Source organism: Rufibacter sp. JT20002 (genome assembly GCF_056491185.1).
Map to the genome: position 1 here is coordinate 998295 of NZ_JBSZJY010000002.1, position 23851 is coordinate 1022145.

General features: G+C 48.8%; 24 protein-coding genes. 15 read left to right on the plus strand and 9 right to left on the minus strand.

Translation table 11 applies throughout. The features are described 5' to 3' along the window. Window positions 1–38: 38 nt before the first annotated feature. Window positions 39–1466: an ATP-dependent DNA helicase gene (locus ACW9SV_RS13675; protein ID WP_479557326.1), complete on the minus strand. Its 1428-nt coding sequence runs from the start codon at window positions 1464–1466 to the stop codon at window positions 39–41. Between the two features lie 2 nt (window positions 1467–1468). Beyond that, window positions 1469–1858, minus strand: coding sequence for a PaaI family thioesterase (locus ACW9SV_RS13680; protein ID WP_479557327.1), 390 nt, complete (start codon window positions 1856–1858; stop codon window positions 1469–1471). Window positions 1859–1962: 104 nt separating this feature from the next. On the opposite strand from ACW9SV_RS13680, the gene ACW9SV_RS13685 reads away from it, so the two are divergent. Continuing rightward, the gene (locus ACW9SV_RS13685; RefSeq protein WP_479557328.1) at window positions 1963–2448 is read left to right on the plus strand and encodes an NUDIX domain-containing protein; all 486 of its coding nucleotides are present in this window, start codon (window positions 1963–1965) and stop codon (window positions 2446–2448) included. An 87-nt stretch (window positions 2449–2535) separates the two neighbouring features. Here ACW9SV_RS13685 and ACW9SV_RS13690 read toward each other — a convergent pair whose 3' ends face one another. Together ACW9SV_RS13690 and ACW9SV_RS13695 are read right to left on the minus strand one after the other, a co-directional pair. After that, window positions 2536–3486, minus strand: a complete 951-nt coding sequence (locus ACW9SV_RS13690; protein ID WP_479557329.1) for an aldo/keto reductase — start codon at window positions 3484–3486, stop codon at window positions 2536–2538. Window positions 3487–3594: 108 nt separating this feature from the next. Continuing rightward, window positions 3595–4227, minus strand: a complete 633-nt coding sequence (locus tag ACW9SV_RS13695; protein WP_479557330.1) for an NAD(P)H-dependent oxidoreductase — start codon at window positions 4225–4227, stop codon at window positions 3595–3597. A 128-nt stretch (window positions 4228–4355) separates the two neighbouring features. Between ACW9SV_RS13695 and ACW9SV_RS13700 the strand changes: the two genes are divergently transcribed. Then, the gene (locus tag ACW9SV_RS13700; protein ID WP_479557331.1) at window positions 4356–4727 is read left to right on the plus strand and encodes a winged helix-turn-helix transcriptional regulator; all 372 of its coding nucleotides are present in this window, start codon (window positions 4356–4358) and stop codon (window positions 4725–4727) included. A gap of 44 nt (window positions 4728–4771) precedes the next feature. Here the strand turns inward: ACW9SV_RS13700 and ACW9SV_RS13705 are convergent, their stop codons facing one another. Then, window positions 4772–6034 (minus strand): dicarboxylate/amino acid:cation symporter, encoded by a 1263-nt coding sequence (locus tag ACW9SV_RS13705; protein ID WP_479557332.1) that lies wholly within the window; start codon window positions 6032–6034, stop codon window positions 4772–4774. Window positions 6035–6301: 267 nt separating this feature from the next. Between ACW9SV_RS13705 and parS the strand changes: the two genes are divergently transcribed. The 7 genes from parS (at window position 6302) to ACW9SV_RS13740 (ending at window position 11978) form a co-directional block, all read left to right on the plus strand. Beyond that, window positions 6302–6730, plus strand: coding sequence for a type II RES/Xre toxin-antitoxin system antitoxin (gene parS, locus ACW9SV_RS13710; protein ID WP_479557333.1), 429 nt, complete (start codon window positions 6302–6304; stop codon window positions 6728–6730). Further along, entirely contained in the window at window positions 6727–7188 is a 462-nt protein-coding gene (locus ACW9SV_RS13715) for an RES family NAD+ phosphorylase (protein ID WP_479557334.1), read from the plus strand. Before parS ends, ACW9SV_RS13715 begins: the two co-directional genes overlap by 4 nt. Before the next feature lie 46 nt (window positions 7189–7234). Continuing rightward, on the plus strand, window positions 7235–7945 hold the full coding sequence (locus tag ACW9SV_RS13720; protein ID WP_479557335.1) for a YdcF family protein: 711 nt from the start codon (window positions 7235–7237) through the stop codon (window positions 7943–7945). A 36-nt stretch (window positions 7946–7981) separates the two neighbouring features. Beyond that, complete coding sequence (locus ACW9SV_RS13725) at window positions 7982–8797, plus strand: PhzF family phenazine biosynthesis protein (protein ID WP_479557336.1); 816 nt, start codon at window positions 7982–7984, stop codon at window positions 8795–8797. Between the two features lie 120 nt (window positions 8798–8917). Next, window positions 8918–9895 (plus strand): isoaspartyl peptidase/L-asparaginase family protein, encoded by a 978-nt coding sequence (locus ACW9SV_RS13730; protein ID WP_479557337.1) that lies wholly within the window; start codon window positions 8918–8920, stop codon window positions 9893–9895. A gap of 5 nt (window positions 9896–9900) precedes the next feature. Continuing rightward, window positions 9901–10653: a copper homeostasis protein CutC gene (locus ACW9SV_RS13735; RefSeq protein ID WP_479557338.1), complete on the plus strand. Its 753-nt coding sequence runs from the start codon at window positions 9901–9903 to the stop codon at window positions 10651–10653. A 170-nt stretch (window positions 10654–10823) separates the two neighbouring features. Continuing rightward, window positions 10824–11978 (plus strand): sigma-54-dependent transcriptional regulator, encoded by a 1155-nt coding sequence (locus tag ACW9SV_RS13740; RefSeq protein WP_479557339.1) that lies wholly within the window; start codon window positions 10824–10826, stop codon window positions 11976–11978. A gap of 102 nt (window positions 11979–12080) precedes the next feature. Here ACW9SV_RS13740 and ACW9SV_RS13745 read toward each other — a convergent pair whose 3' ends face one another. After that, window positions 12081–13073 (minus strand): acyl transferase, encoded by a 993-nt coding sequence (locus ACW9SV_RS13745; RefSeq protein WP_479557340.1) that lies wholly within the window; start codon window positions 13071–13073, stop codon window positions 12081–12083. A gap of 77 nt (window positions 13074–13150) precedes the next feature. On the opposite strand from ACW9SV_RS13745, the gene ACW9SV_RS13750 reads away from it, so the two are divergent. Next, on the plus strand, window positions 13151–13708 hold the full coding sequence (locus tag ACW9SV_RS13750) for a hypothetical protein (RefSeq protein ID WP_479557341.1): 558 nt from the start codon (window positions 13151–13153) through the stop codon (window positions 13706–13708). Between the two features lie 77 nt (window positions 13709–13785). Here the strand turns inward: ACW9SV_RS13750 and ACW9SV_RS13755 are convergent, their stop codons facing one another. After that, complete coding sequence (locus ACW9SV_RS13755; RefSeq protein WP_479557342.1) at window positions 13786–16197, minus strand: alpha-ketoacid dehydrogenase subunit alpha/beta; 2412 nt, start codon at window positions 16195–16197, stop codon at window positions 13786–13788. Between the two features lie 189 nt (window positions 16198–16386). On the opposite strand from ACW9SV_RS13755, the gene ACW9SV_RS13760 reads away from it, so the two are divergent. Together ACW9SV_RS13760 and ald are read left to right on the plus strand one after the other, a co-directional pair. Continuing rightward, a complete protein-coding gene (locus ACW9SV_RS13760) occupies window positions 16387–17181 on the plus strand; it encodes a DUF1573 domain-containing protein (protein ID WP_479557343.1) in 795 nt (264 codons plus the stop codon). A 232-nt stretch (window positions 17182–17413) separates the two neighbouring features. Further along, the gene (ald, locus tag ACW9SV_RS13765; protein WP_479557344.1) at window positions 17414–18529 is read left to right on the plus strand and encodes an alanine dehydrogenase; all 1116 of its coding nucleotides are present in this window, start codon (window positions 17414–17416) and stop codon (window positions 18527–18529) included. A 187-nt stretch (window positions 18530–18716) separates the two neighbouring features. Here the strand turns inward: ald and ACW9SV_RS13770 are convergent, their stop codons facing one another. Continuing rightward, window positions 18717–19184, minus strand: coding sequence for a type I restriction enzyme HsdR N-terminal domain-containing protein (locus ACW9SV_RS13770; RefSeq protein ID WP_479557345.1), 468 nt, complete (start codon window positions 19182–19184; stop codon window positions 18717–18719). A gap of 75 nt (window positions 19185–19259) precedes the next feature. On the opposite strand from ACW9SV_RS13770, the gene ACW9SV_RS13775 reads away from it, so the two are divergent. Both ACW9SV_RS13775 and ACW9SV_RS13780 read left to right on the plus strand, forming a co-directional pair. Further along, the gene (locus tag ACW9SV_RS13775) at window positions 19260–20030 is read left to right on the plus strand and encodes an AMP nucleosidase (protein ID WP_479557346.1); all 771 of its coding nucleotides are present in this window, start codon (window positions 19260–19262) and stop codon (window positions 20028–20030) included. Next, entirely contained in the window at window positions 20023–21675 is a 1653-nt protein-coding gene (locus ACW9SV_RS13780) for an amidohydrolase (protein WP_479557347.1), read from the plus strand. Before ACW9SV_RS13775 ends, ACW9SV_RS13780 begins: the two co-directional genes overlap by 8 nt. A gap of 86 nt (window positions 21676–21761) precedes the next feature. Here ACW9SV_RS13780 and ACW9SV_RS13785 read toward each other — a convergent pair whose 3' ends face one another. Continuing rightward, complete coding sequence (locus ACW9SV_RS13785; RefSeq protein ID WP_479557348.1) at window positions 21762–23072, minus strand: MFS transporter; 1311 nt, start codon at window positions 23070–23072, stop codon at window positions 21762–21764. Window positions 23073–23220: 148 nt separating this feature from the next. Between ACW9SV_RS13785 and ACW9SV_RS13790 the strand changes: the two genes are divergently transcribed. After that, complete coding sequence (locus tag ACW9SV_RS13790; protein WP_479557349.1) at window positions 23221–23805, plus strand: RNA polymerase sigma-70 factor; 585 nt, start codon at window positions 23221–23223, stop codon at window positions 23803–23805. Window positions 23806–23851: the final 46 nt, after the last annotated feature.

Genomic DNA, 23851 nt, shown 5'->3' on the forward strand with positions numbered 1-23851 from the left:
CAGATGTATCTGATTTTTTGTTGCCGTGACGAAGATACTTATTCTTCTACTCGTTCCGGTGCATTCTCCAGCAGTTTCTCATTGAAGTTCACCAGGAACAACTGTTCCGAGGCGCGGGTGGCAGCGGTGTACAGCCAACGTGCGAACTCCTGGCTTACTAGATCTTCCTTCAGAAAACCGTGGTCCACGAACACGGCCTGCCACTGGCCACCCTGCGCCTTGTGACACGTAAGCGCGTAGGCGAACTTCACCTGTAAGGCATTTAGGTACTTGTCCTGGCGCATTTCTTGGGCTCTGGAACGTTTGTTTGTGATGTGCTGGTAGTCTTCCAGCACCTGCTGGTACAGCTCCTTATTCTTATCAGCGGGCAAAGCGGGTGCCTCTGAGTACAGGGTGTCCAGCATGATTTTGGTATCTAGCTCTTCTTCGTTGGGATAATCCACAAATCGGATGCGTACATCCGCGAAGCGCATGCCGTACATCTCCTCGTACCGAATTATTTTGGTAATCTCCACGAAGTCACCGTTGGCCATGAACCCGATGCTGGAATCTTTGGGCAGCCAGGTGTAGTTGTTGCGCACAATCATAAGGTAATCGCCTACCCCAATCTCGTCCTCGGCAAAGAAAATCTGCCGCCGGATGTGCTGGTTGTACAGGTTGGCGGTTTTGTTGGAGCGGCAAATCACGGTGGTGTTGTCAATCCCGAACTTGTCATAAGCGTAGCGCAACCCGTCTTCCAGTTTATCACCCCGCATGGAGAAAATATCCCGAAAGCCCTTTGTCTTAAAAGCCAGTTCCGGTTGTTCTTTAATGAGTTCATTCCGCAGGCGGGTAGCGTTCATGAGTATGCCAGACTCCTCGGCCTGGCGCATCACCTGCCGCATTTCCATCTCGTGCACGTGGCATTGGAAGTTGCTTTGCAGATAGGCCGCATCCAGCGACGGACTGATGGTCTGGTTTACCGGCGGCAACTGCGCGGTGTCACCAATGAGCAGCAGTTTATTGCTTGATTTTTCAAAAACATAGCCTAAAAGGTCCTGCAGCAAGCCACTGTCCCCAAAGGCCTTGTCATCAGAGATCATGGAGGCCTCATCCACGATGTAGATTACCTGCTCACTCTTGTTGGGCTGCCGCGAAAAAGACATGCCTTCTGAGTACGGGTTGGCCGTCTGGCGGTAGATTTTCTTGTGGATGGTAGAGGCAGGTTTAGCCGAGTAGGTGGACATGACCTTGGCCGCCCGTCCAGTGGGCGCCAGCAGCACATATTTGTACCCGAAGCTGTTCAGGATTTTTACCAATGCGCTCACCACCGTGGTTTTACCGGTACCCGCAAACCCCTTCAACAGGAACACTTCCTTGAGGCCGGTGCGGCGCATGATGAAATGGTCCAGTTTCTGGAACAGGTTGGCCTGGTCCTGGGTGGGTTCAAACGGAAAGTTCTTGCGGAGCGCTTCTGCTGGGGTCATGTTTAGTCTTGGGAAGTAACGGCTTCTGGCCGGATGGTGACCATGGTGGCCGAGGCTTTGGCGATGAGTTTTTTCTTGCCGGCACCATCTATACTAAAGATTTCTGCCTCACAAAAGTTCAACTTTTTGCCTTGTTTCAGCACCCATCCTTTCGCGAAAAGCGCCGTTCCTACGCCCGGGTTCAGATAGGAAATGTTCAGGTTGGAAGTGACCACGTGCTGATCAGCGGGCACCAGGGTCACGGCCGCAAAACCCATGACAATGTCGGCTAGGGTGGCAATTACCCCACCGTGTGCAAATCCTTTGTGCTGTTTGTGCTTTTCTTCCAGGGCAAGTTTGCCTTCAATTAAGCCAATTTCTATGGTTTCTATTTCAAAACCCAGTAAATGCATGTAAAATTGCCGCTGAAGTTTTTCTTTTACCGTACTTGTATACTCAGGATTGAACGTTTTTAACATCTGGCAAAAGTACTGCCTTAGGGCCTGCCCCACAACCTATGGAGAACATTCATCCGCTTGCGGAATCATACTCATCAAAAACCAGAGTCAGAGTTTGCGGACTTTTGGTACAGGAAGATAAATTGTTGTTAGCCCGCCATAAGGCCGTATTTGGCGAAGGAAATTACTGGATGCCACCGGGCGGCGGACTTGATTTTGGCGAGACCGTGAAGGATTGCCTACGCCGCGAATTCAAAGAAGAAACTGGTTTAGAAGTAGAAGTAGGCCGTTTCCTGTACCTTAACGAGTTTCTCCGCCCACCCCTGCACGCCATTGAGCTTTTCTTTGAAGTAAAACTGGTACAAGGTACCTTAGCCCTGGGTACCGATCCTGAGCACGAGCCCCATGCCCAGTTGCTGGAAGAAGTGAAATTTCTCAGCATCCGTGATCTTTTTAAATTCCAGCGGGATGAACTACATCCCATCCTCCATGCCCTTGTCAACCTAGACGATTTATTTATTCCCCGGCAAATCTTCCTGGATTAAAAAAAACTCCTGTTTAGAAGCCGGTTTTAGTAAAACCACACCTAAACAGGAGTTCTTCAAATAAAAGTAAGCTATTTAGCCCTTCTCCTAGTAAACACTAGCTTTATCCAACAAAGCAATATCGTCTTGGCTTAAAGTTATTTGAGCTGCTTTCGTTAAATCTTCTAATTGACTTAAGCTGGTAGCGCTGGCGATAGGTGCCGTGATGCTAGGACGGGCCATCAGCCAGGCCAAAGATACCTGCGCCGGGTTGCCGTTGTGCCGGGCAGCCACTTCATCCAGCGCAGAAAGGATACTGAAACCGCGTTCGTTCAGGAAGCGTTTTACGCCACCGCCACGGGGGCTTTTGTTCAGGTCTTCCTCACTGCGGTACTTGCCGGTTAAGAAGCCGCTTGCCAGTGCATAATAGCAAATTACCCCAATGCCCTCCTGCAAACACAATGGTTCCAGCTCCGCCTCAAAGTCCTGGCGGCTGTAGAGGTTGTACTCGGGTTGAAGGCTTTGGTAAATGGGCAGGTTGTGCTGCTTGCTGGTTTCCAACGCCTGCTTCAGGCGGTCAGCTTTGATGTTGGAAGCCCCAATGGCCCGCACTTTCCCTTCTTTGATAAGCTGAGCATAGGCTTCCAACGTTTCCTCAAAAGGAGTGCTCGCATCATCCACGTGCGACTGGTACAGGTCAATATAATCGGTTTGTAGGCGACGGAGCGATTCCTCTACCCGGCCCATGATGTAGTCTTTTTTAAGGCCTTTCTGGTTTGGGCTAATCTCCCAGCCCACTTTGGTGGCAATCACCAACTTGTCGCGATTGCCGCGGGACTTAAGCCAGTTCCCGATGATAGTCTCCGATTCGCCTCCGGTATTACCTGGCACCCAAACAGAGTAGCCATCGGCAGTGTCAATCAAATTAAAGCCGGCATCGGTGAAGGCGTCCAGCAGTTGAAAAGAGGTTTTCTCGTCAATGGTCCAGCCGAAGACGTTTCCGCCAAAGGACAGCGGGGCTACTTCCAGCCCGGATTTTCCTAAAGTGCGCTTATTCATAGTAAGGGGATTAAGTAAGTAAGTTCTTTTAAGGGAAAAACCCGCTGAGACCATGATCCTGGCACCTCAGCGGGTTTTCTAAAGTTATTCTCTCTCCAGAGAAATTGGTTACGCTACGGTCAGGAAAAATTCCTCTGAAGGCCGACGCACTTTCTTAGCCGAAGCCAGGAAATCTTTCTCGGCATCGCGGTAGCCAAGGGCTAGCAGAGCCACGCTGCGCAGACCTTTCTCGCGCAAGCCCAACAATTCATCCAGGGCAGCCGGGTTAAAGCCCTCCATTGGAGTAGAGTCTACCTTCTCGGCAGATGCCGCTACAAGACCAGTTCCTAAAGCGATGTAGGCTTGCTTGGCAGCCCACTGGAAGTTCTCCTCAGGGGTTCTGCCCTTAATTAAACCATTAATGCTGGCGGAGAAACCGGCAAGTGTTTCTACCTCCACGCCTCTTTCATCTGCTATGCGCTGGATGTATTCGGCAACCTGCTCTTCCGTTAACGGGTCCCATGCAGCAAACACCAGTAAATGAGAGGCTTCCACAATCTGCGGCTGGTTGAATGCCACCGCCTGAATCTGTTTCCGCACCTCAGGGTCTTCCACTACTAATACATTGTACGGCTGGAAACCCATAGAGGAAGCAGAAAGCCTGATGGCTTCCAGAATGGTATCTAATTTCTCCTGCGGGATTTTCTCTCCCGTCATTCGTTTGGTGGCATAGCGCCAGTTCAGGTCCTGAAGTAAGTTCATTCTATTTTATTGTTTAGCGAAAATATATGTCTCTACGATTGTTGTATAAACAAATTTACGTACTTTTGGTTTCAATTAGATACTGGTTTACGTTTGTATACTAGTATCCCACATGAAATCAGATTGAAATGGAAGCACTTATCAAAACCGAACGCAATTTGTGCATCACCCACATCCTGCCCATCCGGGATGCTTTGGATATTTTAAGCGGAAAATGGAAGATTCCGATTATCGTGGCTCTTTGCGTGCACAAGCGCCGCTTTAAAGAACTGCACCGCGATGTGCAGGGCATTACCGCCAAGATGCTCTCCAAAGAACTGAAAGAGCTGGAAATGAACAAGCTGGTGAAGCGCACCGTGCATGATACGTCGCCGGTTACGGTGGAGTACTCCATCACCGAGTACGGCCACAGCCTCACTCCTGTCATCAACGAACTGCGTGACTGGGGCATGAAGCACCGCGACAAGATCATCTACCACCCAGAGCCAGAAGAGGTATAAATCGTTTCGGGGCTACTTTGCTGAAAGTAGCCCCGAAATCATTTTCAGCCAATCAGTTTTTTGGCGTGCTCCAGGTCCAGTTCTTTTTCCCACTTGGCCACGAAGATGGTAGCCACGGCATTGCCGATGAGGTTGGTGAGCGCCCGCGCCTCACTCATGAACCGGTCTATGCCCAAAATGAGCGCCAGACCTGCCACCGGAATATTGCCCACGGCCGGAAGGGTTGCCGCCAGGGTAATGAATCCGCTCCCGGTCACGCCTGCCGCCCCTTTAGACGTAAGCAGCAACACCAGCAGCAAGGTCAACTGGTGCCCAAAATCCAACGGGGTATCGGTGGCCTGGGCCACAAACACAGCGGCCATGGTAAGGTAAATAGACGTCCCGTCCAGATTGAAGGAGTAACCGGTGGGCACCACCAGCCCTACCACCGGTTTGGCGCACCCCAACCGCTCCAGTTTTTCAATGAGGTTGGGCAGCGCAGCCTCAGACGAGGAAGTCCCCAACACAATCAAGAGTTCTTCTCTGATGTAGCGCAGCAACCGGAAGATGCTGAGGCCCATCAGTTTCATGACCGTTCCTAAAATAACTACTATAAACACCACGCAGGTCAGGTAGAAAGAACCCATCAGCTGCCCCAATGCACCTAAGGAGGCCAAACCATATTTCCCGATAGTATAGGCCATAGCGCCCAACGCTCCCAGAGGAGCCACTTTCATGATCATGTGGATCACGGCAAACAAGGCAGTGGCGAAGGACTGAATGCCGTTGTATACCGGCCTACCGCGTTCGCCAATTTTTGACAATCCAAACCCAAACAGCACCGAAAAGAACAGGATCTGCAGCAAATCTCCTTTAGCCAGCGCGTCAATGATGTTGTTAGGGATAAGGTGCAGCAAAAAACCTACGGCCCCGGCATGTTCTGTCTTTTCTCCGGCGCTGGTCATTGCTGAAAGCGCCTCGGTGTCTAAGGTAGCGGCGTTGACGTGCATGCCAGTGCCCGGCTGAAGCAAATTCACCACCAACAAACCTAAAAGCAACGCGATGGTAGTCAGCACTTCAAAGTACAACAGTGCCTTCACGCCTACCCTACCTACCTGTTTCATGTCCTGCATGCCGGCAATGCCCGTGACAATGGTACAAAACACCACCGGCCCAATCATCATTTTCACCAGCTTAATGAAGGCATCGCCCAGCGGCTTTAGCTGTACCGCTAACTCCGGCATAAAATGGCCCAAGGTGATTCCTATGAGAATGGCAGCGATTACTTGAAAATAGAGGCTTTCGTAGAGAGGTTTCTTCCGGATCATGAAGGCGGGGTTCAAAGCAAAAGATAAGAATAAGCAGATTTACGCGAAGGAGCAAAACCAGGCTTACTCTCCTCCTCTTTTTAGGTTCTTTTTGGCAAAACAGCCTTGAAACAGAAGCAGCACTTGTGTTTTGTTTCCGGGATATAAATTTTAAAGAGCAGTTAGCCGTTGACAGCTCATTTTAAAAATATGGAGCAAACAAACTTATCTTGGACAAGTGTCGTTAATTAAATGACAATTGTTACCTTTGGATATACCTTTACAATTATGGCTGCAGCGCTGAACTTAGAAACCAACCTTTCCAATACCTCGGTAGATGACCGCGATATCTTGATGCTGGTGCAGACGGTACGTCAGGGCATCAAGTATCCGCTGTTTGTCAAGATCGCGAGCCAAAGTCCGTTCAATCTTAGTGAGTGGTCGGTGTTTCTGCACTTGTCGGAGCGCACCATTCAGCGGTATAAAAAGGAGAAAAAGACCTTTGACCCTATCCATTCTGAGAAGATACTGGAGGTGACCTTGCTCTACAAGCGCGGCATAGAAGTGTTTGGCAACCCTGACAGCTTCAATGCCTGGCTAGAGGCGAAGAACGTGGCCTTAGGCGGTATCACCCCCAAAAGTCTGCTGGATACTACTTTCGGGATCAGTTTGCTTAAGGACGAGCTCACGCGGATTGAACACGGGGTGCTGGCATGATGGTGTACCGGCTCAGCAAGGGTCTCTACAAGAATGACTTATCGGGAAGGGGTGCCGAGTTGGCGGGCGGACGCTGGAACAGCAAAGGCACGGCCCTGCTCTATACCTGCGAGTCGCGCGCGCTCTGCACCACCGAGATTGCCGTGCATACCCCGCTGGGCATTGTGCCGGTAGATTACTGGCTCATTACGTTGGAAGTACCTGATGACTTACCCCTCAGTCAAGTCCCCCCCGTAGAACTCCCACCAGATTGGAAATCTTTTCCCCACCCCAATGCTACCCAATTGATTGGAGATGCTTTTGTGCGGGAAGGAGCGTTTGTTGGCATGAAAGTGCCCTCGGCCGTGGTTCATGGGGATTTCAATTATTTGTTTAATCCGCGACACCCAGAATTTAGCCAGATCAAACTGATCAGCACAGAGCCTTTCCCCTTTGACGAGCGGTTGTTTGTGAAATAAGAAAACCCCAGTTTTACCAACCCAACTAAGGTATTTTTGGGCATCTTTGGGAAATCCCGTTCAAAACATCCGGCAGCAAAAGTTCACCTTAGTAATGCACCTTGACTCTGAAACTCTTTACTTAAGCCAGCTTATCTGGGACTACCACCAGATGCACCATCAACTGCACCCCGCCGATGCCATCTTAGTCTTAGGCAGCCATGCCCCACGGGTAGCCGAACGAGGAGCTGAGCTTTTCCTTTCTGGCTACGCTCCCCTGCTGGTTTTCTCCGGCGGCTTTGGAAGGCTAACTGAGGGAACCTGGACCGAGACGGAAGCAGACCAATTTGCTAAAATCGCCCTGGAAATGGGAGTACCTGCTGACAGGATTCTAATCGAAAATAAATCAACTAACACTGGCGAAAACATTGCCTTCTCTTACCAGCTTATGAAAGAGAAAGGCATTGCGGTGAAAAGCCTGATTCTGGTGCAGAAGCCCTATATGGAACGCCGCACTTATGCCACCTTTCTGAAGCAGTGGCCCGGAGAGGATGTGGAAATCATGGTCACCTCCCCGCAAATCAACTTTGAGGATTATCCGCTGGACGAAGCGTACCGGGAGTTGGTCATCCATATTATGATGGGTGATTTGCAGCGCATCAAGTTGTATCCGGAGAAAGGCTTTCAGGTGTATCAGGAGATACCGGATGAAGTATGGGATGCTTTTGAGAGACTGAAACAAAAAGGAATTACCAGTCACTTGCTGCCAACTTCTTAAACCTAAAATCCGCCTCTCACCGCCAATACCGTACTCATGCACATCAAAACCTATATCATAGACGCCTTCACAGAGGAAGCCTTCAAAGGAAACCCGGCCGGAGTCTGCTTGCTAGACGCACCTTTACAAGTAGAGCAGATGCAAGCCATTGCCGCTGAACTGAACCTCTCTGAAACGGCTTTCTTGGTTCCTTCAAGCGGCCATGATGGGGAATTCAACATCCGGTATTTCACTCCTACAGTAGAAATTGCGTTTTGCGGGCATGCCACTCTGGGTTCGGCTAAACTGGTCTTGGAGAAGCTTGGCTTGGAGAAAGTGACGTTTGTCACACACCACAATCTGATGCTGCACGCCGTGAAAGAAGGGCTGGAAATCCTCATGCAGTTTCCTCTATTTGACTACAAAGAGCATCCGCCGCTGCCTGGCTTGCTTGAAGCGCTGGGCTTGCCAACAGCCTCACAAATCTATTTCTCCGAGGCTATTCAACTACTGGTTCTGGAGGTGTCCGATAAAGAAACACTCCTCAACTTACAGCCAAATTTTCCCAAACTGCTGCATGATGTGCCTGAGGTTAAAGGATTAGCTGTCACGGTTAAATCAGAAGAACCAGAGTTTGATTTCTATTCCCGCTGCTTCTGGCCTTGGGTGGGCATCAATGAAGACCCAGTGACTGGTTCGGCGCATAGCGTTTTGGCTAAGTTTTGGTATGATCGGCTGCACACGAAAGAGATGAAGGCCTATCAACTTTCAGCGCGGGGCGGATACCTGAACCTCACCATCAAAGATGAACACACGCTGGAGGTGAGAAGTAAGGCGCAGATTGTGCTGGAGGGGCTGCTTCATCTGAGTTAATAGGGCCAAAACACCCATCATATAAATATTGGCTACGCTTTTTGCCTGGTTTCCTGAAAAGAGGCATAAAATATGCTTAATTGCTTCTTCCCTTATAAAGACCTACAAACAAACTCATCCATGAAAAGCAGACGTCACTTCCTTCGTCTATCCGCGCTTAGTACCGCCTTTGTGGGCGGCCTCTACCCTATTCACCGGGCATTTTCCGGCACGCTGCCCAAAGGCAAAGAGAACAAACCCTTGGTCATCTCCACCTGGGACCACGGCATGCCTGCCAACGAAGCGGCCTGGAAGATTCTCTCCCAGAATGGCCATGCACTGGATGCCGTGGAAGCCGGGGTACGGGTGCCCGAAGCAGACCCTAATGTGCGCACCGTAGGGTACGGCGGGTTTCCGGATAGAGAAGGAAATGTAACCCTGGACGCCTGCATCATGGACAAAGACAGCAACTGCGGCTCGGTGGCGTATCTGCAGCATATCAAACACCCTATCTCGGTAGCCCGCAAGGTGATGGAAGACACGCCCCATGTGATGCTAGTGGGCGACGGAGCGCTGCAGTTTGCCCTCTCCAAAGGCTTTAAGAAAGAAAACCTTTTAACGCCTGAATCTGAAAAAGACTGGAAAAACTGGCTGAAAGAGTCTAAGTACAAGCCGGTCATTAACATTGAGAACCACGACACCATAGGCTTACTAGCGCTGGACTCTCACGGAAACCTAGCCGGCGCCTGCACGACCAGCGGAGCTGCTTATAAAATGAAAGGCCGCGTGGGGGATTCTCCCATCATCGGGGCTGGTCTGTTTGTAGACAATGAGATTGGCGCGGCCACGGCTACTGGTTTAGGCGAAGCCGTAATACGCATGGTGGGCAGCCATTTAGTGGTGGAGCTGATGCGCCAGGGCAACTCCCCTGAGAAAGCCTGCCGGTTAGCGGTGGAGCGCATTATTCAGAAACAGAAGAATGTGAAAGACCTTCAGGTAGGCTTTATAGCCATCAACAAGCAGGGCGAATACGGCGGCTACTGCATCCAACGCGGGTTCAATTATGCCGTACGCGACAATCAAACGAATAAATTGCTGGACGCTAAATATAAACTCTAGCCATAATGGGTAAACCAGTTTTAATGGAGGTGTGCGTAGACTCGGTGCAATCGGCCATTACCGCGCAGGAAGCAGGTGCCCACCGAGTAGAACTTTGTGACAACTTGGTGGAAGGTGGCACCACTCCCAGTGCCGGTATGATCCAGCTGTGCCGTCAGCATATCTCCATTGGGTTGCACGTGCTCATCCGGCCCCGCCGCGGTGATTTCCTGTACTCAGAGCTGGAGTTTGAGGTCATGAAGCAGGACATCTTGGTAGCTAAGCAACTGGGAGCCGATGGCGTGGTACTGGGCATTTTGCTCCCTGATGGAAAAATAGATGTGCCCCGTACCCAGGAACTGATTGATTTGGCCCGCCCTTTAAGCGTCACCTTTCACCGTGCGTTTGACTTAACGCCAGACCCTTTCAAAGCCTTGGAAGACCTGCTTCACCTAAAGGTAGACCGCCTGCTCACCTCCGGACAGAAACCATCCGCTCCTGAGGGAGCTGGATTAATAAAAGAACTGGTTCTAAGGGCGGGAGAAAACCTGATCATTTTACCTGGCGGCGGCATCAATGAACAGAACCTCTCCCCACTTTTGGAGCAGACCGGTGCTCAGGAATTTCATGCCTCGGCCAGGGAGTTTGTGACAAGTAGGATGATCTTTCAAAGGGAGGAGGTTCCCATGGGAGGCACTCCGCTGTCAACGGAATACGGGAGCATGGTCGCTTCCCCTTCAAGAATCAAAGCACTGCTGGAAGTTTCCCAACAGGCCTGACCTTCCTCTTGCCAACTGCTTAAAGTTTTATACTTTTAAGCTTCCTTCCGCCTCGGTTTTGGGGCAGATTCTGGAAAATTGGATCCAAAATATCCAATAGGTTCATTCCCGCGTATGCCTCGGAAATAAAGCTTACGCTTTTGCCGTTGGCACGATAAACAAGAAAACACATGCCCAAAATCCTGATCATTGATGACGAACGTAGCATCCGCTACACCCTGAAAGAAATCTTGGAGTACGAAAACTATACGGTTGACGAAGCTGAGGACGGTGAGCGAGGCCTGGAAATGCTGCAGAAAAGCAAATACGATGTTGTGCTCTGTGACATCAAAATGCCGAAGCTGGACGGGATGGAAGTACTGGAGCGGGCCACCATCCTTACCCCAGATACTCCCTTTATCATGATCTCGGCGCATGGCACCATTGACACGGCCGTGGAAGCCACCAAAAAAGGCGCGTATGATTTTCTAGTAAAACCCCCAGATCTGAACCGACTCCTGGTTTCGGTACGCAATGCACTGGACAAAGCTTCTTTGGTCACGGAAACCAAAACGCTCAAGAAGAAAATCTCCAAGACCTACGAAATGGTGGGCTCCTCGCCTGCCTTGGGCAAGGTTAAATCGGCCGTGGCCAAAGTTGCACCCACGGATGCCCGCGTCCTGATCACGGGACCTAATGGTGCCGGGAAAGAACTGGTGGCCCGCTCCCTGCACGAGCAAAGTAACCGTGCTTCAGGACCATTGGTAGAGGTAAACTGTGCCGCCATCCCTAGTGAGTTAATTGAAAGTGAGCTATTCGGGCACGAGAAAGGATCCTTTACTTCGGCAGTAAAACAGCGCATCGGGAAGTTTGAACAGGCTAACGGTGGTACTCTTTTCCTGGACGAAATTGGGGATATGAGCTTGTCTGCCCAAGCGAAAGTGTTGCGTGCCTTACAGGAGCATAAAATTACCCGCGTGGGCGGAGACAAAGACATTACGGTGGATGTGCGCGTGGTAGCAGCCACAAACAAGAACCTACTGGAGGAGATTGGGGCCAAGAACTTCCGGGAAGACTTGTACCACCGCCTCAGCGTAATCCTAATTCATGTACCACCATTGAATGAACGCCGCGAAGACATTCCTGATCTGGTGGAGAAGTTCCTGCAAGACGTAGCCCGCGATTACGGTAACAAGCCCAAGAAAATTACTCCAGAGGCTTTGACTTACCTACAAGGCCTTGACTGGCGCGGCAACGTTCGGGAACTCCGCAACGTGGTGGAACGCCTGGTCATCATGAGCGAGGACACCATCACCGAGGATGATGCCAAAGCTTATACCAAATAACTGACTTTCACTAAAAAGCTTTTTAAACGGAATGGCCTTTCAGCAGTAAACTGAGAGGCCATTCCGTTTAAAAGCTATATTTCACTAAACACCCTATAAACATCAACCTACCATCAAGTTACATCCTCTTATATCAGAGTTATCGAACCGGCCCATGATTTCAAAAGTGCCATCTTGGTAGAGTTTACCCAAGTCTTTCGTTTCAATGAAAGCACAGGAATCCACGTTGGCAAGATCAATCACATTAACCCCGCCAGAGCCCGCTTCACTGGTGACAGAGAACGGGTCATTGACATCGCGCACTAAGATCCGCAGCGTACGTGACGGCTTGAAAATACCTTCACCCATGGAATATGCTTGGGAAAGTAGTTCTGTCATGCCGTACTCAGAATGGATGGATTCTACCCCAAACGCTTTGGTTAACACCGCATGCAGTTCCTCGCGAACCATCTCCTTTCTGCGACCTTTCATGCCACCCGTTTCATAAATGGTTACTCCCCCAAATTCAGGTGAGTCAAGTTCCTCTGCTAGGTCAAGCAAGGCATACGTCACCCCAAACAGATATACTTTCTGACCGGCTGCTTTGGCCTCCCTCACAGCTTCTCTTAACTCCTGGTGGTTTCTGAGGTAGAAACCCGGTTGGCTTTGACCGGTAGTTTTGATAAAATGATCTACCATCATCACCAGAGAGGAATCTCCTTGCCCCAGGTAAGAGGGTAATAAAGCTAACACCACACACCCCTTTAAAGCACCATAGGTTTCCTCAAACAAGTGCTGGGCATGCTGCTTGTAGAACTCTAGATCGGCTACAAAGTGCTGGCTTCGTTGCTGTAAAGTGGTGCCGCTGCTCTTGAATATGACCTGAGGGGTGAATGGGTGTGATTGTACCGTATGTGTTTTGAAGAACTCTATGGGCAGAAAAGGAATTTGGCTGATTTCTTTAACTTGGTTAACCTCCTTTCTAAGATGGGTTAAATAGGCTTGGTAGACCGGGTTATTTTCTGCTTGATAATTGAACAGTTGAAGCGCGGCAGCCTCAAAATCCTGAGGACCACACTGAAGGAGATCGTTTTTGTACTCTTCGGAAAAACCCATGGGTTAGGTGCTAAATTATACAACAAAGTAAGCAAGTGCGCGTTAGGATTTGTACCTTAGGTGCTCATAATTTCACTATGAAAAAACATAGACTCCTTTTTGGTTTAGCCTTTGTTCTTGGTTCTCTGGGGTTAACCTCGTGCTACGATGAACCAGATTTTGACCTCGCCCCTAGCCTCTCTTTCAGAGGGATTGAGCAGCGCACCCTGGTAAATGCGTCTAACAGAACTTATGACTCTTTGATAATAGTAGTACGGTTCCAAGACGGAGACGGGAACCTGGGCCTCTCAGAAACCTTATACCCAGAAGACATTCAAGGTGATTTCAGCGTTAATGGGCAATACTTCCATAACTTTATATGCAACATTTATAAAAAGGTAAATGGCAGTTATGAAAGGGTGATGATCAACGGAAACCCCATCAACTACAACGGCCGTTTCCCTAGGGTTTCTACTGAAGAAAGGGAAGAGCCTTTAGAAGGAGATATCCGGTATAGCCTCGCCATTTTTCAGGACAGGAACAGCCCCGTTCAAGCAGGTGATACGATCAGGTTTGACGTAAAGATTTTTGATAGGGCTAAAAACTCAAGCCAGACTGTTACTACTTCAGATGTAATCCTATTTTCTCAGAAGTAATCTTAGATACTTCAAAAAGCCAGTGGCTCGCCTCAAAGAAGCGAGCCACTGGCTTTTTTTATGATGAAGAAGTCTGATTAGTACAGCGACGGAAAAGCTTTTGGATCCACTTCGTTCATGATCGCATAAACTCTTTCAAATACATCCTCGGCACTAGGTTTAGAGAAGTAATCTCCATCGGTAGAGTAAGATGGACGGTGATCCTGCGCTGAAAGGGTAGCTGGTTTAGAATCTAACCAACGCCAGGCCTCCTGCTCATCAATCACTTTCTGCATCATAAACCCGGTGGCTCCGCCAGAAACGTCCTCATCGGTGAACAGAACCCGATTTGTTTTCCGTATAGAATCTGAAATCTGATGCTCGATGTCAAAAGGCAAAAGGGTTTGTACGTCAACAACTTCTGCAGAAATGCCCACGCTTTGCAGTTGCTCTGCGGCCTCCATCACTACCCGGCACATTGAACCATAGGTAACAATGGTGATATCAGTACCGGCTCTTAATACCTCGGGCATGCCCAGAGGCACCGTGAACTCCCCAATATTGGCTGGAATCCGCTCTTTCAAACGGTAGCCATTGAGGCACTCCACTACCAAAGCAGGTTCATCTGATTTCAAAAGCAAGTTGTAGAAACCAGCGGCTTGGGTCATGTTACGAGGCACCAAGACATGCATCCCGCGCAAGCTGTTCAAGATCATGCCCATAGGAGAACCGGAGTGCCACACGCCTTCCAGACGGTGTCCACGGGTTCTGACAATCATTGGGGCTTTCTGGCCACCCTTGGTCCGGTACTGCAAACTGGCCACGTCATCGCTTAGAATTTGGATCGCGTACAGCAAGTAGTCCAGGTACTGAATCTCGGTGATCGGACGAAGTCCTCTTAAGGCGGCTCCTATTCCTTGTCCAGCGATGGTGCACTCCCGGATTCCGGTATCCGTAACCCGCAGCTCGCCATATTTATCCTGTAAGCCGGCAAACGCCTGGTTAACGTCGCCAATTTTCCCCACGTCTTCGCCGATAGCAAACAAACGGGGCTCCCGGGCTAAGGCAGCGTCAAAGCAGGCCTGCAACACTTCGCGGGCATCTACCAGTGGACTGTCTGCGGTGTACTCAGGTTTAATTTCCTCTACTAGCAAGGCAGACTCATCTGACTGGCTATACAGATACGAGTTGTAGCGCTCGGCATTTTCGCCCTGTACGGTTTCTAACCATTTCACCAGATCCCGCTTGGCGGCGCTTCTTTCATGGCGCACAAACCGCAGGGCTTTTCTGGCGGCTTTTATAGCATCTGAACGAAGGGGATTCAGGGTTTTGCTTAATTCTTCCCGGATGGCGGCTACTTCAGAGGCGTTTTGCTCTAAACTGCCTGAAAGCCGCTCTAGTAAGGTAAGGCACTCTTTATGATCTACCTGAATGGCTGCGTTAAAAGAAGCCCAGGCATTAGCCCGCGCAACACGCACCGCTTCTTTCGCTTCTGCCTCAATCTGGTTTAGCTCTGCATGATCGGCGTACCCGTTGGTGATAAGCCAATTCCGCATTTGCTTGATACAGTCGTATTCCTCCTCCCAAGCCAGGCGTTCTTTTGATTTATAACGCTCATGCGATCCTGAGGTAGAGTGTCCCTGCGGCTGCGTTACTTCTTCAACGTGAATCAAAACGGGTACGTGCTGTTCGCGGCAAACTTGGGTGGCCTGTTGGTACACCTCGCACAAGCCGGCGTAATCCCAGCCTTTTACTTTAAAGATCTCGTAACCCTGCTCACCCGGGGCTTCGCGCTGGAAACCGGCCAGAATCTCAGAAATGCTACTTTTGGTGGTTTGGTAGTGGGCGGGCACTGAGATACCATAGCCGTCGTCCCAAACGGAAACCAACATGGGCACCTGTAAAACCCCAGCAGCGTTGATGGTTTCAAAGAACACTCCCTCTGAGGTAGAGGCATTGCCAATGGTCCCGAAGGCGATTTCGTCCCCGTTTCTAGAAAAGTCGGTGAATTGGTGCAGGTCTGGGTTCTGACGGTATAATTTAGAGGCATAGGCCAACCCTAATAGGCGAGGCATCTGCGCTCCAGTGGGCGATATATCTGCCGAGGAATTCTTGGCAGTGGTTTGTGGCTTCCATTTTCCTTCATCATCCAACAAGCGGGTACCAAAGTGCCCCGTCATGCTACGGCCGGCAGTGGAAGGCTCCTCCTCTACATCGGTGTGGGCGTAGAGTTGGGCGAAGAACTGCTGAACGGTAAGTTCGCCGATGGCAAACATGAAGGTTTGGTCCCTATAGTAACCCGAACGGAAGTCACCGGGACGGAAGAACCGGGCCATGGCTAATTGGGCCACCTCTTTTCCGTCTCCGAAAATTCCGAATTTGGCTTTACCCATGAAAACTTCCTTTCGGCCGGTTAAACTGGCCTGCCGACTCTCGCAAGCGATGCGATAGTCTTGCAACATCTCTTCTTTAGTAAGGGAAAGCTGAGTAATCCGTTCAACGGTTTGCATGCGTTATTTTATAAGGTCCTATAAGGATTTTTAAAGTCAAAACTACGTAAGTTTTACCCTAATTTCAAATGCATCTAGCGCGTGATCTACTCAAACCAGCGATTTTGTGTAGTTATCCGAACTAATTTTTCTTATTTTTGTTTTGCTCACTGACTGGGCTATAAAACCGAAGCAAATCATTAAAAAATTATGAAAAAAATCTATCTTTTCCTGACGTTAGCCTTGGCGGTACTTACCCAAGGAATGGTTTCAGCACAGGGTGTGCTCACCTTTGAAAAAGACTTACATGATTTCGGCAACGTTACCGAAGGCGTACAAGCCGTATACGAATTCAAATTCAAGAATACTGGAAATCAGCCGGTTATTATCTCCCATGTTCAGGCCTCTTGCGGCTGTACAACCCCAGAATGGCCTAAAGAAGCTATCTTACCTGGTAAAACAGGTGTTGTGAAAGCCGGTTACAACAGCGCTGGTCGCCCGGGTGCTTTCAACAAAACTCTAACTGTTACCTCTAACGCCAACCCAGAAACTAAGTCTTTGTTCATTAAAGGAACGGTAGTTCAGAAGAGTGCCACTCCCGCTCCTTCTTCCACAGCTTCTGCCGAGGCAAAAGCCAATTCTCCTAAGGTTGAAGTGGCTAGTACCACTTATGACTTCGGTAAATTGGAAAAAGGACAGAAAGCCACTGCAAAATTCAGCATCAAAAATACTGGCAAATCAGATTTGAACGTTACTGGTTTACAGACTGCTTGTAACTGTGTGGCCTTCAAGATGAGCCCTTCGGTGGTAAAACCAGGACAATCTGCAAAGTTGGAACTTACCTATAGCCCACAGGTGTTACAGGACAGAATAGAGGCAGTAACTCTGCTTTCTAATGATATTACAGGTTCAGCTACCACCCTTACCCTCAAAGCCAAAGTGGTAGAAAGCTTAGCAAAACAAAGTTCAGTTAAGGTCAACAAGGCGTCAGTGCCTTTTAAATAGTTTTTTCATAGTTTTATTTTGTACTAATGGCAGTAACGTAGTTGCTGCCTTTTTTTATGCCTTTTCCTTTCTACCACCTGTTTCGCTTATTTTGAGCATCTTTTTAGAAAAGGGCTATAAAAACGAAATTTTGCCAAACAAACGTTAATTAAAATAAGGATGAGGTTGCAAATCTCATAGGAGGTTGGTGTATATTTGTGCACTTTTTCACCACCTTATAAAAAATCACACAATGATTATTGGTCTTCCGAAGGAGATAAAAAACAACGAAAACCGCGTGGCCCTCACCCCCGGTGGCGTGGCGGAATTTATAAAAAACGGGCACACCGTCTATGTACAAGCTACTGCCGGTGAAGGCAGTGGTTTCTCAGATGCGGAATATGCCACAGCTGGAGCAACCATCCTTCCTACCATTGAGGAAGTGTACGGCATCGCCGAGATGATTGTGAAAGTAAAAGAACCAATTGAACAGGAATATACCCTTATCAAGGAAGGCCAGTTATTGTTCACCTACTTCCACTTTGCCTCTTATGAGCCTCTAACCCATGCCATGATTGAGCGCAAAGCCACCTGCCTTGCGTATGAGACCGTTGAGCTGAAAGACCGCTCGTTGCCTTTGCTTATTCCAATGAGTGAAGTCGCCGGCCGCATGGCTCCACAGGAAGGTGCTAAATACTTAGAGAAACCTTTGAAAGGCCGTGGCATTTTGTTAGGTGGTGTACCAGGTGTGAAGCCTGCCAACGTTCTGATCTTAGGTGGAGGTATTGTAGGTACCCAGGCGGCTAAAATTGCAGCTGGTTTCGGCGCCAACGTAACCATTATGGACATCAGCCTGAAGCGTTTACGTGAACTGGATGATATCATGGCAGCCAACGTGACAACGGTGATGTCTAACCACTACAACATCAAAGAAGCCATTAAGGATGCAGATTTGATTATTGGTGCGGTATTGATCCCAGGTGCAAAAGCTCCACACTTGATTACCCGTGACATGTTGAAAGACATGCGTCCAGGAACCGTATTAGTAGACGTAGCGGTAGATCAGGGAGGTTGCATTGAAACCTGCAAGCCTACTACTCACGAGAACCCAACCTTCATTATTGACGACGTAGTACATTACTGCGTGGCCAACATGCCAGGTGCGGTGCCTTACACTTCTACGTTGGCCCTTACCAACGCTACTCTTCCCTACGCCTTATTACTGGCCAACAAAGGCTGGAAACAAGCTTGCCAAGAGCGCGAAGAGTTAAGACTTGGTTTGAACGTAGTAGATGGTAAAGTGGTGTACCCAGGTGTTGCCCAAGCCTTCAACTTGCCTTTAACAGATGTAGCTGAAGTACTGGCTTAATTATAATAACCAAAAAAAGGCGGCTCCTATTTAAATGGGAGCCGCCTTTTTTTATGGCCTTTTATGAGAAATCTGTTGATCCTACAACAACTAAAGTACCTAAACTCTTAAAGAACGGTAATCATTAACCGAGTCCACCTAATGAGTAGAATCTTGAACTTTAAGATCTCAAAAAGAGAGTTCTTCTTCAACCTTCCCTTTCAGGGCTGATTTCCGGAAATGAAGGCAAAACGGCAATAGGAGTTATTTGCTTCGTTTCTGCCTGTACGTGCCAGCAAAAGTGTTCGCGGCCATTGCTTACCATTAAATAAGGAGCGGCAATGGTCTGGTTGTAAACGGCAACCTGCCTAATGGTGGCTTCCGTAATAGGAACGTGGGCCGCCTTGCATTCTACCAATAACAGTGGGGTCCCGTCTGAAGAATACACCCGCAGGTCAGTGCGCTTCTGCAGAGAGTTATATTTTGTTCCTCGTTCCACACTCATCAAAGCCAAGGGGTATTGCAGATGCGCATGTAACAGGTGGATGATGTGTTGCCGCACCCATTCCTCTGGGGTTAGAAGCACATATTTTCGGCGTACCTGGTCCAGAATAAATGTTTTACCCCCAGAATCCTTAAGTTTGTAAGAATATGCAGGCAAAGAAAGTTGTTCCATGCTCCAAAAGTACTAACTAAGGAGTTGAACAGGTGCTTTCAGGCCGCTTTTCTCAAAATAGAACCAAAATAAACTATGAAGACCAAACAGGAGATTGTTGAGAATTGGCTTCCCCGGTATACGGGCAGGCCATTAAATGAATTTGGGGAGTACATACTTTTGACCAACTTCCTTAACTACGTGGTCATGTTTGCCGATCAGTTTGGAGTGGAAATCAAAGGCTCTGACAAACCCATGCAAACCGCAACCGCGCAGAACATTACCATCATCAACTTCGGAATGGGAAGCGCCATGGCCGCAACGGTGATGGATTTGCTTTCGGCGGTTAAGCCCAAAGCGGCTCTTTTCTTGGGTAAGTGTGGCGGTTTGAAGAAATCAAAGTTGGGAGATTTGATACTTCCCATCGCGGCAATCAGGGGTGAGGGTACTTCAGATGATTACCTTCCACCAGAAATCCCGGCCCTTCCCTCCTTCCGTTTACAGCGCGCGGTTTCGTCTATGATCAAAAAACACGAGATGGACTATTGGACCGGAACGGTTTATACCACCAACCGCCGGGTCTGGGAGCATGATGAGGAGTTCAAGGAGTATTTGCGTTCCATCAGGGCGCTTGGGGTGGACATGGAAACCGCTACAATTTTTGTGGTTGGCTTTATGAACGATATTCCGCACGGAGCTTTGCTATTAGTTTCTGACAACCCGATGACCCCAGACGGCGTGAAAACCGCCGAAAGTGACCTACGCATCACCTCTGATTACGTGAGCAAACACCTCCAGATCGGCATTGACTCCTTGCTGGAGTTGCGTGACTCCGGAGAATCAGTGAAACACCTGCGCTATGAATAAAAAGTGGAGTTACCTGGGTTTGTCCGCCCTAATGGGACTTGCCCTTCTATCTTCTTGCAGTAATAACCAAAAAGCTGATTTGCTGGTGTACAATGCCAATGTGTACACCGTAAACCAAGGGTTTGACAAAGCTCAGGCAATTGCCGTGAAAGACGGCAAAATTCTGGAGGTGGGCACCTCAGAAAGCCTTCGGCAGAAATATAAAGCCACAGAAGAGGTAGACGCCCAAGGCAAGCCCGTGTACCCGGGGTTGATAGATGCGCATGCCCATTTCTACGGGTATGCCTTAGGGTTAAGAGAAGCCGATTTGGTGGGCACCACTTCCTTTTCTGAAGTAATACAGCGCCTACAGACACACCGCCAAGAACATCCTGAAGGAGCCTGGCTGGTTGGTAGAGGGTGGGATCAGAACGATTGGAAAGAAAAACAGTTCCCTTCCAAAGATACCCTGGACCAACTTTTTCCAGATACTCCGGTGGTGATTGAACGGGTAGATGGACACGCATCATTGGCTAACCAGAAAGCATTGGACCTTGCGGGCATTACCCCTCAGACTAAAGTAACCGGCGGCTTAGTTGAAGTGAAGAATGGTAAACTTACGGGCATACTGGTAGACAAAGCTGTAGATCAGGTGTACAGTAAAGTGCCTTCACCTTCGGCAAAGGAAATAACGGCGGCACTGAAAGAGGCAGAGCAGAACCTGTTCGAAGTGGGTTTAACCACCGTTGTAGACGCAGGACTCCCGAAAAACGCCATAGACATACTGGATTCTCTGCAGAAAAAAGATGAACTGCGGGTAAGAATCTATGCTATGCTTAGCCCTACCCCTGAAAACAAAAGCCATTTTTTTAAAAATGGCCCTTACACTTCTGACCGGCTGAATATTCGCTCTTTCAAGGTATATGGCGATGGAGCTTTAGGTTCCAGAGGGGCTTGCCTGATTCACCCGTACTCTGATAAACCAAATGAAACGGGTTTCTTGTTACAGTCGGTTCAGGAATACAAAGATCTAGCAGCCGAGCTGTATCAGCATAACTTCCAAATGAACACGCATGCCATAGGTGATTCAGCCAACCGGTTGATTCTGCAGATTTATGGCAACCTGCTCAAAGGCAAGAACGACCGCCGCTGGCGGGTTGAGCATGCCCAAGTCGTAAACCCCGCTGATATGCCGCTCTTTGGCAAGTACAGCATTTTGCCCTCGGTGCAACCTACCCACGCCACCTCAGACATGTACTGGGCCAGCGAACGGTTGGGCCTTGACCGGGTGAAACACGCCTATGCGTTTAAAGCCTTGTTAAAGCAAAACAACATGATTCCATTAGGATCCGATTTTCCAGTCGAGCATATTAACCCGTTATATGGTTTTCACTCAGCTATAGCCCGGCAAGATGCTGAAAACTACCCCTCCGGAGGGTTTCAGATGGAGAACGCCTTGAGCCGCGAAGAAGCCTTGCGTGGAACCACTATCTGGGCCGCCTACGCCAACTTTGAGGAAAACCAGAAAGGCAGCCTTGAACCCGGTAAAATGGCAGACTTCGTGATTCTTGACCAAGACATCATGACCATTCAACCAGAGAAAATAAGAGGAGTCAAAGTAATTAGCACTTACTTTAATGGTCAGAAAGTTTACGGGCAAAAGTAGATTTAGGCTTCTTATAATTAAAACAACTTATAAACAGAAAGGGCACCCGTGAAGGGGTGCCCTTTCTGTTTAGGTGAGATCTTGAATTAACCTGCAGCCACTACTGGGGCTAGTTTCTTGGTTCTGATGGAGAACAGCGCTATCAGCCCAATTACGAAAAACACTAGCAGGGTTAAGATACTGTTACGCATAGAGCCAAAGATCTGCTCGGTTATCCCGAAGGCCAGCGTACCTAAGGCCAGACCAACTTTATCACAGATATCATAGAAACTAAAGAAGGACGCGTGATCTTTTGTTTCGGGCAAAAGTTTGCTGTAAGTGGACCTGGAAAGCGCCTGCACGCCTCCCATGACAGCACCCACCACAAATGCCAGCACGTAGTACTGGTTACCGGTAGTCACGAAATAAGCTCCTATAGTGATCCCCACCCACACGATTACGGCACATACCAATGCCATGGTATTCCCAATCCGGCCCGAAAGCCAGGCAAAGAAATAAGCCCCGCCAATTGCTACCGCCTGGATGATCAATAAAACGGTTATTAAGGCGGTGTCAGGCAGATTAAGTTCCTTGGATCCAAACAAAGAGGCAACGTACATTACCGTTTGCACCCCCATGTTGTAAAAAAAGAAAGCCAGAAGAAAACGTTTCAGCAAAGGTAGCTCCTTCAGCATTCTCACTACTTTGCCCAATTCTTTGAAGCCATTCAGAAGATAACTTCCCTCCTTTTCCCTAGGATTCTTGTTGTTTGGCAGGTAGGCAAATGAGTACTGCGAAAAGCCAAACCACCACAAGCCGGTCATCAGAAATGAGATTCGGGCTGGCAGACCATCGTCTTCTATGCCCACTGCTCCCGGGAAAAGAACCAGAGCCAGGGAAAGGATGAGGAGAATCATGCTGCCAATGTACCCTAAGGAAAAACCGCGGGCACTCAGTTTATCAAAATTTTCTTCGGTAGCTATCTCGGGTAGGTAAGAATTATAAAACACAATACTCCCGCTGAAGCCTATGGCTGCCACCATGAAGAGGAGAATAGACAAAGAAAGAGTCTCTTGGGTGAAAAAGAAGAGCCCCATACAGGCGGTGGATCCCATATAGCAGAAAAACCGCATGAAGTTCTTCTTGTTCCCGCCGTAGTCGGCAATGGCGGTGAGTAGAGGACTTAGAAAAGCAATGGTCAGGAAGGCACCGGTTAAGGCATAGCTGTAGAGCACCGAGGCCGAGATCTCAAATCCGAAGAAGCTGATCAAGTCTCCATTGTCCCCTTTGGTAAGGGCGACATAGTAGATGGGAAAGATAGCCGTGGTAATTACTAAGGAATAAACAGAATTGGCCCAGTCATAAAAGCACCAGGCTCTCATCACTTTAGGGTCATTTTTCACAGTAGTTTGCGTCATAAGGTCAGGGCTGCCTTTGAAAAGGACAGTTTGAGTTCTAGTTAAGCAAAATACTCAAAAACACCCCTATGTTTCTTTGATTTTTAGTTGAAAATATAGGATGACATTCAGGTTCTTATATCTTTGCAGTACACTTAACCTTACTATTATGGGTACACCTATACTTACCCAAGACCAGGAATTGCACGTCCTGCTCAAAACCAATGAGACGCTCTTCATGGAGACGTTGTTCAAGCAGTTTTACGTATTACTGTGCCGGACAGCCGTGCGTTTCACCAAAGACACCGAGGCTGCTGAAGACTTAGTGCAAGAAGTCTTTTGTAAAATCTGGCAGAACCGCGAGGTTCTGGAGATTAGCACCTCCTACAAAGCTTACCTTGTCCGATCGGTGACGAACCAGGCCTTGAATTACATTGAGAAGCAAAAGCGGTTGGTCCTTTCTGAAGACACCACCCCTTTTGAATCCTCCCTCTCCGCCAATACCACCATGGAATTACTGGCCGGAACCGAGATGGAGGGTCGTATTCAGCAGGCACTGAATGAGTTGCCGCCCCAGTGCCGGCTTATCTTTGAAATGAGCCGTTTTGAGGAATTAACTTATAAAGAAATTGCCGAAACGTTGCAGCTTTCCCCAAAAACGGTTGAAAATCAAATGGGAAAAGCGCTCAGGATTTTACGAGAACACCTCCTGGTGTTTTTCTTAACTTCTTCTTTTATAACAACCTTAGTGTAAGCAATAAAACCATCACATTAGCTTAATAAATTATTGAAGTGGGCGT